Consider the following 12,618-nt stretch of genomic DNA (forward strand, 5'->3'; position numbering starts at 1 on the left):
TATGGTTCGGGAACAATCGTCTCGATTTTTAGAGGCGGTGGGATGAGTGCCGGGCAAGAATTACTTTCAACTATGACTGCGTAAGTAGTCCTGATAACCCACCGATGATTTCAGCATGTAAATTTTCCCTTCGACCACGAAACCGTCCAGTTCATGTTGCAATGTGTAAACCGAAAGATCAGACATCGAGTTAATGAAACCCTTGTGCTTGAAGTTCAAGGATGTGTTGCAGAGTACACCGTAACCTGTAATTGCCTTGAAAGCAGTAAGTAATTCGAATAAAGAAGGATTACTCACAGCGGACACAGTTTGAATACGCGCAGTCCCGTTCACATGGGTAACCGCTGCCAGCTCATCAGTGGAGGCCCTATAGGTGTAAAGCATGAATGGACTAGGTTGACTGCATCCAAACCATTTTTCAGCATCCGTCTCCAAGCAGACTGGAGCGATGGGACGAAACTGTTCCCGTTGCTTGATGATGTTCAGCCGCTCTCTGGTACCGGCTCTGAAAGGGGCTGCCAAGATGGAGCGATTACCTAAGGCGCGCGGCCCGATTTCGTAGCGGCCGCTTACCCATCCCAAGATCAAGTCGCCGGCCAACATTGCGGCAACTGTGGCAATGCTCGGTTCCAATTCGTCGAACAGGGCGATATCGACAGCTTTGTCGGAAAGGAAGTGCAAGCCTGAATAGACATCCCACTCTATCTTTGGATCGCCGGTAAAATAAAACTGTGCGTCGATGGCCGTACCAATCGCAGAACCCGAATCGTTAGCGACTGGGGGGACGAACACATCGCTGAACAATCCAGATTCCTTCCATTTAGTGTTCCAATCGCAGTTGAGCCCACACCCCCCCGCTATTAACAACGGCATGCCCCGTTTCAAATTCGCCTCAGCAAACTGATGAAACCGGTCAAACAGACGGTTGCTGAAGATGCCTGCAAAGTTGCGGAATTCTGGATCTTCCAATCCCACGTTGTAGTGCTGAAACCCTTTCAAGGCTTCACAATCGCGGGGCTTAAGGTGCTCGCAATCTTGCAACAGGAAAGACATGATTGCCTCCTCCTCGCTCGATGGCTGGCTTCTTTTCGAGAACGAAGCGAGCGCCATCAGCTTCCCTGCATCAGATAACCGGGAAAATTCAGCAGTACTTTTGTCGAAAGTAGGATCTGCTAATGCGTAGAGCATGGCGTAGCGATGGCCAGGCTCTGGCATCACATCAGCCACCTTCGTAATATTCAGTTCCGGATCGATCTCGTAGAAAGCCCCAATAATGCCCTCCCAAAGCAACACATAGCACGGGGTACCCTTCCGTAGGTTAGACATTCCAAACGCACAGAGAAGGTGCGAGCGCTCGTGGGATGATGAGAAGAAGTCGATGGTCTTTCCCAACAAGTGCTTTTTGCTGACAATCACTTGGTCGTGATTGCTGCCGCGGTATTCCGCTGCCGTATCCCCTCCGTGCGCAAGATCGCCAGGCCACCATCCCCCTTTGCAGAGTACGTCTGGAACGGCATGAAGTTCGGCTAGTGCATCGAATGCATCGGGGACAGATAGTGTTGAATGTCGGTACTTCGAACTCTTTTCGGCCTCAATGGAGAATACCAAGCGGCCGTCCTCAACGTAGGCAAATGCGCCATCATGGCCCGGGTTGTAAGAGAGTATCTTCATCTTGAAACTCCATTGATATTGTCACGTCCAAATCGTGGAGAACCCTAGCCTGATGCTCCTGTGCAGATGGTCCGTGCGCAAGCGCGCGAATTGACTGAACATTTGCCATTGTCGGAAGCCGACGGTTGTTGAGGCGCCCCGCGAGCTGAGATGATCGAGTAGGCCACGCGTTGAAGTGCAGTTTCATAGGCAAATGAGGAATCGGGGTGGGATCCCAAAGCACGCGGCGATGGACCAGTAGGTCGTCCACTAACCATCGGATCTCCCATGGGGTCCATTCGATAGCATACCGATGCATCCCCTTAGAAGCGTCGAAGCCCAGTTCGATGTAGTTAGGAGCGCCTCGATAGCCGTAGTCGAACTGCGCACCTTCGTCGCCCGGGTTATAGAAGACATTGACGAGAAGGCGATTCGGCATGTTTCCAGCAATCTCGATGTCAATCTCCTGATGTGGTGAGTTGCGGTGAAGAAAGAACCCAGTGATCACCCCCGGTACGCTGGACGCTTGAAAGGTTGACTCAAACCTCCCATACAAGTACGCGGCGTGGCTGGTTAGGGCGCCTGCACTGTACTGTCGAGCGCCCAGTTCTTCTCGCCTCACATGAATCGTCGCCCCTTCACTTTCATCGAACTCGATATTCAGGGGACGGAACAACGCTAAATTTCCGGCGAATGTGTCTGACCGTGCAGACCACCGCAGTGAGTCGATCCTCCCAGAGCCATCGTAGGCATCTACCCAATCGTTCTCGCTCTCCGGTGCCTCTGGTAAGACTCGAATCCCTGACCAAGTGCGGTGATCCGTCTCAACAACCCATGGAGACCGATCCCGCTCTGCTATCGCGTTCTTTTTGGTGAGTGCAGGTTGGCCATGCGCTTCAACGACATGTCGTTGTCCCAAATCGTCCAATTTTGGGAACGTGCATAAAGGTGGCGCGCACCGAAGTTGCTCGCAGAGAATGCGCCAAGCATTGACGTCGCCGTCATCAAGGATGATGACATCCGCGCCTTCAAAGTTGGCTAGATAGTTCCGCGCCGCTTGCCTAGCGGCATCGTTTGGTTGCGTCGTCACGATGAACTTGGCTTTAGGATATCTACGTCGAAGATCCCCGATCATTGACTCGAGGCATCCCACATTGACGTACGCATTGAACACCCGATCAGCATTGCCCTCACAAAGTCTTTTTAACTCATGGTACGGCAGCGCCTTTAGATCGCTGCAGCATCGGTACCCGAGCATCGACAAGGCCATCGCAAGGGATGACTGACCCGAGTTGGCCGGGCCAAACGCAAAAACAGGAAATTGAGTGGGACGAGCATTGAACAGGGCTGCCCCCTCGCTGTTGATCGCGCCGATCGTAGAGAGAGCCGGAAGAATCGAGTACGAGTTGGATGAGGTTGTGTCTGTTCTTTGGCGGATAATGCTGCGCTTGGATGCGTATACATCCAATGCTCGAAACTGATGATTTATCCAAAGATCAACCGGGCCACGACAAGGCAGTAAGTGAAGAAGTTTCTCTGCACCCTTTTTGGAAAGGATGTATCCCGACAAGTACCATAGCCCGCGCATCGGCTGGAACACATGGCTCGACACGAACGTCTTTGGAGCACCATGCGTCACTTCCATGTATGAAACGTATAGAACGTCGAAGCTTTGGTGCTTTCCTTTGTCGGCCTCTAGATCCCTCCAAACCTTGTCAAGATGGCGAGCGAAAGTGGGATGAAACCACACGTCATCCTCTAGGATCAGAGCATATTCTTGTTCGCCCTGCGCAACTCGCCTCCAGACTTCAATATGTGATTTGGCAACAGCGACTTCAGCCCTACTCATCCGGATCGGTGCGTCAAGCTCATAATCCGTCGGTTGTGTCCGAGGCTGGGGCTCGACGAATAGTTGATCTGCCAATGTGTAGTAAGGATTTACCTCTGAATCTTTAGATGGATCCTGCAAAAAACATCTCGCGTCCACAGCGGCATGCCGTTCCGCCAGACTGAGAAGATCATTGCCTAATCTATCTTGTATACGTCCTAGCTCCTGCCGCACTCGAGACCATCGACCTGGTTCACGATCGAGATTGATCACGTAGATCTTTTCAATTGCCCGATCGGTCGAACTTCGTTGAACCCCGAATGCTTTGGACGTCTGCGTCGGTAGGATTCTGCGAATGGCGTGCCCCAGACGGAATGCCAGGCGAAGAGTGGCCAGGTACGTGCGAGCCGGATTCATCGCGCGTCCGAAGGCGAGGGCGCACGATATGCTTGCTGATTGGACAGCCTCCAATTCCTCGAGTCGTTGCGGTAGCTAAGCGGCCATTGGCTGGTGGATGTCCGCTCCCAATCGTGAGCGACCACCATTGCGTCCGGAGAGCATCCTTCGCTAATCACTTCAAACACTGACCTAGTGAGATTTCCAGGCCCCGTCGTAGCCTGGACTTCAGGCAAACCGCTCGCGCTGTCCGCTTCTAAAGACTCGGTGGCGTTCAATAACGCTCTTTCAACAATGGGATGATGGGGCGATGCGATCAGAGGGGTAGTATTGAAATAGAAAATCCACCCAGGTTGATTGGCACCCGGCTTGGTAAATATAGACGGATCTACCATTTGAGACGTTCCAATGTCATAGCAGAACGGTTGAAGTTTCAGCCTTCCATCGACAAAGAGATGGTCAATAGGCGTACTGTGGTAGACATCATCGGCATCAATGTAGAACCCCCCCTCCACGAACACGTACGAGTAACGAAAGTAGTCCGACATCATTGAAGGGTGGTAGCACCTATTAAAGGCGTCTTCATACCGAGCTCCTAATCGGCTTCGAATGAAGTCGCGCGCAGATTTTTTGTCGAAAATCTCTAACTCAAACCCACTCTGTTCCAGTTGCCTCCAAGAGTTCATGCAAGCTTCGACATCTTGAGGCAATCGCTGTAGATCATCCCAAAATTGGACAATACGTTTTGGCGCGGGAGTGGACCACGCCACAGAGGTGAGCGGAGATGGTTCACTCCGTTGCACCATGTCACGTACGAAATCAGAGCGCGCACGCTCTGCAGGCCCGAGCGGATCGGCCTCGACATCCTGATTCTCTCTCGTTTCGTTCATTTGCGACTTTCCTCATTGATGTGTTTTTTCTCATCAGTAGGATCCCGGCGCGCCACTACTAGATGGTCACGCCGAAGTAGGCTGATCGACACTAAGTTAATCTGAGACTGCAATACGAATGAATGCAAATCCAAGCGATAACTGCCAGGATGAAAAAATCTGGCTAAATGGTTATTTCTGGATCATCGAAGACACTGCCGGCACCGGGAGCGACCTTACGAGATGTGGCAAGCATTTCAGAAAATTTAGTCCTAGTGCATTCTCCCGAGTTTTCATGAGCTCCCGTAGCGTCCAATTGCCCATTGAACCGGATTGGCTCTGGCTACACACTTTAGTCCTTGCGATGGTATTAATCGCTCTCTGACTCGAATGATCTTAGGTCTGTTAATTCCGCCGGGCAAGAATTTGTAAGGATGACCCATCAACCCGCAATATCGATTTCCGCAAGCGACTCAGTGATGTCCGCTCTGGGGCGAAAGCAGCTCATCTGTATTCCCCATTTGTCCAAGCACTGCTTGATCAAAGGACTACATCCGTAGCTTCATCCAACAACAATGTCGAATGCATCGCTACCCAAAACCTCCCCATTAACCATAACCCGCACCCCATGCCGCCCCGCAAAATGCTTCCGCGTCGTAAAATCCTTAATCACCTGCCGCCTCCCCACAACCACACTCTCAAACCCCACCAAAACCACCGTCTTCAACTTAAAAACCTTCCCCGAAACCCCGCCATTCGCCTTCACATAGTCAATCGCATAATCAATCACCAACTGCTGCTCATGCGCCACCGTCGACTTCACCACAAACGACAACGTAATCGCTTCCCCCAACCTGACCACAGCCGGCTCAACCCGCACATCCAACAACTCAACCTCAGCCTTCGCCCCCGCGCCAATCACCGTCAGCGCTCGTAAATCCCCCTGCTTAATCAAACTCCTCAAAGCATGCTTGGCAATCCAAGCCGTGTGCTTGTTCTCCAGCGACCAACCTTCAATCGTGTCCAACACCCACTCCGGATGCACCTTCGTCACATCATTCAAATGATTCGCCACGGACTTGCGCACGTACAAACTCTCATCCGCCTTCAACCGATCCAGTATCCCGGCGGCCAACTGCGGATCCGCCTGCACCGCGTCCAACCGAAACGACCAAGGCAGGCGAGGGCGGCTGCCTTCGCTGGCGAGTCGTCGGACGTGGTGGTTCTCGTCTCGGGTCCAGTCGTGCATCCGTTCCAGCGAGCGCTCCAGGTCGCTGCGCAGAAAGTGGCGGATGGCGAATTCGGAGGAGCCGAAGGTGGTGAAGTATTTCAGCGCATCCATGGAGGTGTCGAAGGCGTGGTCGCCATAGCTCGCGACGTAGTGCGGCAGGCACATGCTGACGAATCCGCTATTCAGCCTTGGTGCGAGTTCGAAAAGCACTTCTAGGGAATCTTGGTAATCCAGCGGCAACACGGCGTGCAGGCTTTCGCTGACACGCGCCATGCGTTGCATCACTGATAATTCGGCGAGTCCGTCATGGGCGTGTTTGAGAAACGCCTTGGCCTTGAACGCCGGGTAGACGGCGCTCATTTCGCTGGCGATGTGCTGCAAGCGCTCGGCGTTGAAGATTTCCTTTAACGCCGGGGCGGCGGTGTCGGTGGTGCTCATGGTCAGGTCATCGGGGTGCTGACGAACGCTTCGAGGGTTTCGGCGTAGGCGGTGTATTGGGCGATGTGCGGGTAGCGGCGGGTGTCGATCTGGTCGGGGACGACGAGGTCGGTGAAGCTCCAGGCGACGGCGAGGCTGATGCCGGCCTGGGTGAGGGTGCCGTCGGTGGGCAGGCCGGTTTTTTCCAGTTCTTGCTCGAGGGCGGTGAACGCGGCGGCGAGTTGGCCTTCGACGCGTTCGACCCACGGCTGGTATTGAATGTCGGCCGGGCGCAGGTTGCGTTCGTAATAAAGCTGCACGGCTTTTTCGCAGGCGGCGAGGCTGAGGCCGATCAGGCGCAGGGCTTGGGCTCGCTGACGCAACTCAGCAGGCAACAGGCTTTTGCCGGAGCTGGCTTCGAGGTAGTCGAGGATGAGGGTCGAGTCCATCAGGACCACGCCGTCATCGAGGATCAGCGTGGGGGCTTTGACCACCGGGTTGATCTGCTGGAATTGCTCGAAGTGGCGGAACACCGAGACTGACTCGTGTTCGAGGTCGATGCCAAGGCGTTTGGCGGAGATCGCCACGCGACGCACGTAAGGGGAGTCCAGCATGCCGATCAGTTTCATGACGCGTTCCTTCAAGTCAAACCGGTGGGAAGGCATAACCTAGCCGACGTTGAGGCAATTGTCAGTCGTCGAAGCCGGGTTGTTCGTGAATCTCATCGACATTCAGTTCCAGCCGATACGCCACCGCCACAAACAACGCCTGGCACAAACACAACGTCGCACTCAGCGAACGAAAGGCGAGAGCGCTGCCTTCGTTGACCAGCAATACGCTGTGGGCGAGTTTGGCCAGCGGCGAGAGGTGGCTGTCGGTGAGGATCAGGGTGTTGGCCTGTTGCTGGCGGGCGAAGCGCAGGCAGTGTTGGGTTTCTTTGGCGTAGGGCACGAAGCTGATGGCGATAACCAGGTCGTTGGCGCGCACGCTGCGCATTTGCTCGCGATAACTGCCGCCGAGCCCGGACACCAGATGAATTTTTTTCTGAGTGTGTTGCAAGTTGTAAACGAGGTAGTCGGCGACGGCGAAGGAGCGGCGCACGCCGACGACATAAATGTTGTCGGCGTTGACGATCAGGTCGACAGCTTTTTCGAACGCGGCGTCGTCGAGTTCACGGCCCAGGCGTTCGATGCCGGAGCGCGTAGCGTCGATGCATTCGCGGGCGAGGTCGCCGGCGCTGGCTGGCTGCGACTGGTTGGCGATCATGCTGCGGATGCGTTGCTGGTAGTTTTGGACGGGCGAGGCTTTGTGCGTGTAGGCGCTGCGGAACAGCGCCTGCATTTCGCTGAAGCCGCTGAAACCGAAGCGTTGCGAGAAGCGCACGATGGCGGACGGGTGGACTTCGCACTCACGGGCGATGTCGCTGATGCGGTCGACCATGATCCGGTCGCTCTGCTGGCTGATGTAGCTGGCGATGCGTTTGAGCTGGCGCGGCAGGGCGTCGTATTCGTCGGTGATCAGTTGCAGCAGGCGCTCGGCATTGATCGGGGGGCTGGCGAGTGAAACCTCGTCGGTGGCCGGCAGATCGGGGCGGGGCATAGGTCATCCTTCAGGCTGGTTGATCACTCGGTGGGCCTGATAGTAGGGGGGCTTTTGCGGTTCTGCTTTGCTGAAACGATGCAGTGCGTGGTAAAAAAATTGCGTCTGGGCGCTGCGTGGTTAGCCGTTTGTCTTCTATATACAGCCGCTCGACTGAATTTCTTGCTATAAACGCACTCCGATTGCCCGTGTGAACCCTGTGTCAGAGCAGTTTCCGGACGTTGTCGGACAAATTCCCTGTATTTACAGTTGCTGAGGCCTCGATCGGGCCTTAGACTGCCGCCCCTCGTAAATTGAGTGCCGGGTGGCATTTGCAATAAACGATGCCTTTTCGCCGACCGCACGCGGTTCGCCGAAACGCTCCCTAATTCGCCTTAATGCACGTTTTTTTATAGAGATATCAATGACAAAGGACAAGTTGCTGGCCATGCCGGCAGATGACTACATGAATGCCGAGCAGCACGCTTTCTTCACTGAGCTGTTGCAGAACATGAAAGTCGAAACCCACGAGCGCATTGAGCAAAATCGTATCGCCATCGAAAGCCTGGACACCCCGGCTGACCCGGCGGACGCGGCTTCGGTTGAAGAAGAGCGCACCTGGCTGGTGAACGCGATCGATCGCGACCAGCGCATGCTGCCGCAACTGGAACAAGCCCTTGAGCGCATCAAGGAAGACAGCTTTGGCTGGTGCGATGACAGCGGCGAGGCCATTGGCCTGAAACGCCTGCTGATCAGCCCGACCACCAAGTACTGCATCGAAGCTCAAGAGCGTCACGAGCAGATCGATAAGCACCAGCGTCAGGCCTGATTCTGTGAGGTGACCCTTTCGATAGGGGCGCCTTGAAAAGATCGCAGCCTTCGGCAGCTCCCACACGGGCGTTGCCGAAGGCTGCGATCTTTGTTTTTGCTCGTCTTTAATAATCCCGAGCCGTTCCATTGACCTGCCACAGACCCCACGACTAACGGACCATGGATAATGGCGTTGTAGTGGCGTTTAATGCAGTCACAACAATGAGAACAAGCGTGGGGTGTTGATATGACGAGAGATGGATCTCTGGTTGGGGCTTTGCCTGCACCAGTGCTTTTGCCGAAAAACCGCTGGATCGCTCCGACCCTGCAAAGCATCGCCCTGATGCTGTTGTTGGCCGGCATGAGCCTGGCCGAATGGTCGCTGTACATTGGCATGCCGCTGGCGGTGCTGATTGTCTGGCTGCCGCGCCTGCGCACCCGAGCCGTCCCCGCTGTACAGCCTGCCGACACTGGCAGCGCCATTTCCGAATTGACCCGAGACCTTTCCTACACCACCAGCCACAACGCGTTGTCGGCGGCCGGCGTGGCGTTTTCGGTCAAGGAACTGGCAAGCAAACTTGAATCACAGCTCGATGCGGCGGCACGGATTGTCAGCAATGCCGAGGTGATGATCGCCACCGAACACGCGACATCGCAGCTAAGCCGAGAAGCGCTCGCCGCTGCCAGCGAGGCGCATCACAGCAGCGCGGCGGGGCGCACTGAGTTGGTCGATTCGATCGCACGCATGCATCAACTCAGTCAGCGCGCCAATGCCAGTCGCGAGCTGATCGAGGCCTTGAGCCTGCGCAGTGATGACATTCAGCGCGTGACCCTGGTCATTCAGTCGATCGCCAGCCAGACCAATTTACTCGCCCTCAACGCAGCGATTGAAGCCGCGCGCGCCGGTGAGCATGGTCGCGGTTTTGCCGTGGTGGCGGATGAGGTGCGCGGATTGGCGGCGCGCACGGCGTCGGCGACCGGCGAGGTCGGTGAGATGGTCGCCGATATTCAGCAACGTACTGCGCAGGTGGTGGAGCAGATTCGTGAGCTGTCCAGCGATTTGCACACCGGCGTCGAGCAGGTCGAGCACACCGGTCAGCATCTGGAGAACATCGCGCGACTGGCCGCCGGGGTGGAAACCCAGGTCGGTGAAATTGCCCGAGGTGCGGAAACCAATCGCGAACAACTCGACAGCCTGTTCAAGGCGATCGAGCAGATGCGTAGCGACTTGGCGATCAGTGATCAACAGACCCGCCGCCTCGCTGAAGCCGCCGTGCAAATGGAAGGGCAGGCGGAAACGATCAGCGAGCGGCTGGCCGAAGTCGGGCTGGATGACTATCACCAGCGTATCTACGATCTGGCCCGCGAAGGCGCGAGCCAGATTGCCGCGCGGTTCGAGGCGGATGTCGAGCAAGGCCGGATCAGCCTCGAAGACCTGTTCGACCGTCAGTACCAGCCGATACCGAATACGCAACCGGCGAAATTTCAAACCCGTTTCGACCGTTACACCGATCAGGTGCTGCCGGCGATTCAGGAGCCGTTGTTGCCGCGTCACGAGGGGTTGGTGTTCGCCATTGCCTGCACGCAGCAGGGTTATGTGCCGACGCACAATCAGCTGTTCAGCCAGCCGTTGACGGGCGATGCGCAGGTCGACGCGGTGAACAATCGCACCAAACGCAAGTTTGCCGACCGCACGGGTATTCGCTGCGGCAGCCATCAGCAACCGGTGTTGTTGCAAACCTACACCCGCGACACCGGTGAACTGATGCATGACCTGTCGGTGCCGATCATGATCAAGGGTCGGCACTGGGGTGGCTTGCGCCTGGGCTATAAGCCGGAAAGTCCGCGCTGAGGGATTGTTACTGCTGGTGCAATGAATCTGTGCAGGGAGCTTGCTGTTTCCGCTCGCAAGAAACCATTAACCTGACCACTTAGTTAGGTTGCTAATGATTTCGGGAGGGCTGCATGCAGTGCAGAGTTGATGTCGCCGTGATGATCGGCAGTGGCGTGCCTGCCGGTTTGCGCGCAATGGGCCGCAGCGTCTGCTGGGTGGTGTTGCTCAATGGCGAGCGTCGCGGCACGGCGTTTGCCAGTCGCGACGAGGCCGAGGAATGCAAGGCAGCGTGGCTCGCACAATTGCACGCCGAGCCATGTGACAGCCTGCACTGAGCTGTGTTCACTTACCGCGATGTAGGCGCACATTCAGTTCATCAACCATTACCGCCTCTTCACCGTCGGCCCGCAACCATTCCTTGAGTAACTGCGCCTGTTGCGGCGACCAGAAGTCGGCGTCGATCAGTTTGGTTTCGGCAGCCAATGGATGCGCTTCGATGAAATCGTCGATTGCTGTGCCTTCTGAATCCAGTCCCAGTTGATCGAACAGGGTTTTTAGATCGTATGCTGGCAGTTCCATCGTGTACTCCTTCGGTGGGCGCCGGTCTGGCGCGGTGGGTCTCTCTTTATCTGAGGGAGCCGCTCGCCAGGAGTTCGATCTTCGATTCAAGTGAGCGGGCGAGAGCGCAGGCTTCGTTGTGATCTTCGCGGAAACCTCTTACGCGCCCGGTCGATGTTTCCTTTATGTGGAAGAAGGCGTTGCCGGCCGGTACGACTCGAAAACGTGGGCAATGCTCGTTTATATCAGCGGCACGCAGGATCAGAGGCGATTCGATCCGGGCGTCAGCGGTCATGGCAAAATGAGTCAGAGTGCACATATGAAGTCCTTTTCATCAGTTGGCCGATATTTACAGGCCGTTTCGGGTAGTCGGAATGAGCATCGCTGCTCTAGAATCGCCAGTACCTGTTGACGACAGGGCTTATCTAAAGCAATTTTTCGCCAGCGATATGTCGGAAAAGTGCTTTTTTTCGTGAGAATTTTCCCTAAAGTTCGTAGTCAGACAGCTCTTGCCAGCGGTGAGGATTTTTCCTTCAAGCTTTGGCGAAATCTGGATGAGTTTCGCGAGTGACATTCCAGTAGTCTTGGGGGCCTCGCGCTGAATCAGCACTCTGCTCGATTCGGGTTTTTATTTGAGTCATTTGGTAGTTACATCGGCCTGGCCGTTTTTTTGCCGTGCGCGTTTTCCGTGTGCGGTTTTTTCAGATGTGGGGATGTTTCTTTGGCAGTCAGTAATCTCGATATGCATGCTTTGTTTGTGTTGGGTGATTTGCGTGCAAAGCTGGTCAAGCTGTTCCAGTCGCGTTTTGTTTACATCACCGAGCAGAACGCCGAAGGTATTTATGTGGCCGAGATCGACACCGAAAGTGCCTTGGTGGTCGATGACAAACCAGGGCTCAAGCTCAAGGTCGGCGATCATTTCAGTGCATCGGTCTTGCCCAGCCGTGAAGGTGGCAAGATGGATATCCGTTTTCGCGAAATCAAACTGACGGTCTATGGACTGGGCGATTACGCCTTTGTCGACACCGCCGATGGGCACGCGGTCCTGTTCAAGGAAGGCCATAGCGTGGTGACCGTGTTCGCCGCCAACCAGCAATTGCAGGAAGGCCTGACCAAGATCCTCAAAGCCGTTACCGCCAAAGCCGCCAAGTGGCGCAAGGGCGAACTGGTGACGTTCAAGGCCAGCGAGTGAGCCGCGCGGATTTCCATTCGCAAAACCTCGACACTGCACGCGAGGAGGCCCGGCGCTTGTTAACCGCCAAGGCCGAATTGCAGGGCGCCTGGCTGAACTGGGTGGCTGCGCAAATCTATCAGTTGCGTCCCGCGGAATACGCCAGCATGGTCAGACGTGAGCTGCAAGGGCTGCAGGAAAAGTCTGATTCATAACCTCGTCCGGAGCGCGGCCCGGAAAAAGCAGGAACCTCGGCTACAGTCAGTTGACTGAGTA

General features: G+C 55.6%; 13 protein-coding genes. 5 read left to right on the top strand and 8 right to left on the bottom strand.

Annotated features, from left to right (window positions below):
* Positions 1 to 66: 66 nt before the first annotated feature.
* From ACZ0A4_RS06285 to ACZ0A4_RS06310, 6 genes are all read right to left on the bottom strand, one after another.
* Positions 67 to 1,671 carry a carbamoyltransferase C-terminal domain-containing protein gene (locus ACZ0A4_RS06285; protein WP_463573629.1) on the bottom strand — a complete coding sequence of 535 codons (1,605 nt, stop codon included), beginning with the start codon at positions 1,669 to 1,671 and terminating at the stop codon, positions 67 to 69.
* Positions 1,640 to 3,895 (bottom strand): family 16 glycosylhydrolase, encoded by a 2,256-nt coding sequence (locus ACZ0A4_RS06290; protein ID WP_463573631.1) that lies wholly within the window; start codon positions 3,893 to 3,895, stop codon positions 1,640 to 1,642. The genes ACZ0A4_RS06285 and ACZ0A4_RS06290 overlap by 32 nt, the downstream gene beginning before the upstream one ends.
* Positions 3,892 to 4,764, bottom strand: coding sequence for a glycosyltransferase family 32 protein (locus tag ACZ0A4_RS06295; RefSeq protein WP_463573633.1), 873 nt, complete (start codon positions 4,762 to 4,764; stop codon positions 3,892 to 3,894). Before ACZ0A4_RS06295 ends, ACZ0A4_RS06290 begins: the two co-directional genes overlap by 4 nt.
* Positions 4,765 to 5,305: 541 nt before the next feature.
* On the bottom strand, positions 5,306 to 6,412 hold the full coding sequence (locus tag ACZ0A4_RS06300) for a DNA alkylation repair protein (RefSeq protein ID WP_463573635.1): 1,107 nt from the start codon (positions 6,410 to 6,412) through the stop codon (positions 5,306 to 5,308).
* A gap of 2 nt (positions 6,413 to 6,414) precedes the next feature.
* Complete coding sequence (locus ACZ0A4_RS06305; protein WP_463573637.1) at positions 6,415 to 7,020, bottom strand: glutathione S-transferase; 606 nt, start codon at positions 7,018 to 7,020, stop codon at positions 6,415 to 6,417.
* A 61-nt stretch (positions 7,021 to 7,081) separates the two neighbouring features.
* Positions 7,082 to 7,990: a MurR/RpiR family transcriptional regulator gene (locus tag ACZ0A4_RS06310; protein WP_463573639.1), complete on the bottom strand. Its 909-nt coding sequence runs from the start codon at positions 7,988 to 7,990 to the stop codon at positions 7,082 to 7,084.
* A 403-nt stretch (positions 7,991 to 8,393) separates the two neighbouring features.
* On the opposite strand from ACZ0A4_RS06310, the gene ACZ0A4_RS06315 reads away from it, so the two are divergent.
* From ACZ0A4_RS06315 to ACZ0A4_RS06325, 3 genes are all read left to right on the top strand, one after another.
* Positions 8,394 to 8,798, top strand: coding sequence for a TraR/DksA family transcriptional regulator (locus tag ACZ0A4_RS06315; RefSeq protein WP_003225981.1), 405 nt, complete (start codon positions 8,394 to 8,396; stop codon positions 8,796 to 8,798).
* Positions 8,799 to 9,407: 609 nt separating this feature from the next.
* Positions 9,408 to 10,631, top strand: a complete 1,224-nt coding sequence (locus ACZ0A4_RS06320) for a methyl-accepting chemotaxis protein (protein ID WP_463577496.1) — start codon at positions 9,408 to 9,410, stop codon at positions 10,629 to 10,631.
* Between the two features lie 113 nt (positions 10,632 to 10,744).
* Positions 10,745 to 10,948 (top strand): hypothetical protein, encoded by a 204-nt coding sequence (locus tag ACZ0A4_RS06325; RefSeq protein WP_223026144.1) that lies wholly within the window; start codon positions 10,745 to 10,747, stop codon positions 10,946 to 10,948.
* A gap of 7 nt (positions 10,949 to 10,955) precedes the next feature.
* Here the strand turns inward: ACZ0A4_RS06325 and ACZ0A4_RS06330 are convergent, their stop codons facing one another.
* On the bottom strand, positions 10,956 to 11,192 hold the full coding sequence (locus tag ACZ0A4_RS06330; RefSeq protein ID WP_463573642.1) for a DUF2789 family protein: 237 nt from the start codon (positions 11,190 to 11,192) through the stop codon (positions 10,956 to 10,958).
* Positions 11,193 to 11,238: 46 nt separating this feature from the next.
* Entirely contained in the window at positions 11,239 to 11,490 is a 252-nt protein-coding gene (locus ACZ0A4_RS06335) for a hypothetical protein (RefSeq protein ID WP_463573644.1), read from the bottom strand.
* A 402-nt stretch (positions 11,491 to 11,892) separates the two neighbouring features.
* On the opposite strand from ACZ0A4_RS06335, the gene ACZ0A4_RS06340 reads away from it, so the two are divergent.
* Both ACZ0A4_RS06340 and ACZ0A4_RS06345 read left to right on the top strand, forming a co-directional pair.
* Entirely contained in the window at positions 11,893 to 12,363 is a 471-nt protein-coding gene (locus tag ACZ0A4_RS06340) for a hypothetical protein (RefSeq protein WP_463573646.1), read from the top strand.
* On the top strand, positions 12,360 to 12,557 hold the full coding sequence (locus ACZ0A4_RS06345) for a hypothetical protein (protein ID WP_463573647.1): 198 nt from the start codon (positions 12,360 to 12,362) through the stop codon (positions 12,555 to 12,557). Before ACZ0A4_RS06340 ends, ACZ0A4_RS06345 begins: the two co-directional genes overlap by 4 nt.
* Positions 12,558 to 12,618 lie beyond the last annotated feature (61 nt).

It is taken from the genome of Pseudomonas sp. AC172 (genome assembly GCF_979258595.1).

Coding starts and splice junctions, on each gene's coding strand:
- ACZ0A4_RS06295 (WP_463573633.1), bottom strand. CDS start 4,764: ATGAACGAAACGAGAGAGAATCAGGATGTCGAGGCCGATCCGCTCGGG.
- ACZ0A4_RS06335 (WP_463573644.1), bottom strand. CDS start 11,490: ATGTGCACTCTGACTCATTTTGCCATGACCGCTGACGCCCGGATCGAA.
- ACZ0A4_RS06320 (WP_463577496.1), top strand. CDS start 9,408: ATGATCGCCACCGAACACGCGACATCGCAGCTAAGCCGAGAAGCGCTC.
- ACZ0A4_RS06305 (WP_463573637.1), bottom strand. CDS start 7,020: ATGAAACTGATCGGCATGCTGGACTCCCCTTACGTGCGTCGCGTGGCG.
- ACZ0A4_RS06310 (WP_463573639.1), bottom strand. CDS start 7,990: ATGCCCCGCCCCGATCTGCCGGCCACCGACGAGGTTTCACTCGCCAGC.
- ACZ0A4_RS06290 (WP_463573631.1), bottom strand. CDS start 3,895: ATGAATCCGGCTCGCACGTACCTGGCCACTCTTCGCCTGGCATTCCGT.
- ACZ0A4_RS06285 (WP_463573629.1), bottom strand. CDS start 1,671: ATGAAGATACTCTCTTACAACCCGGGCCATGATGGCGCATTTGCCTAC.
- ACZ0A4_RS06315 (WP_003225981.1), top strand. CDS start 8,394: ATGACAAAGGACAAGTTGCTGGCCATGCCGGCAGATGACTACATGAAT.
- ACZ0A4_RS06325 (WP_223026144.1), top strand. CDS start 10,745: ATGCAGTGCAGAGTTGATGTCGCCGTGATGATCGGCAGTGGCGTGCCT.
- ACZ0A4_RS06330 (WP_463573642.1), bottom strand. CDS start 11,192: ATGGAACTGCCAGCATACGATCTAAAAACCCTGTTCGATCAACTGGGA.
- ACZ0A4_RS06300 (WP_463573635.1), bottom strand. CDS start 6,412: ATGAGCACCACCGACACCGCCGCCCCGGCGTTAAAGGAAATCTTCAAC.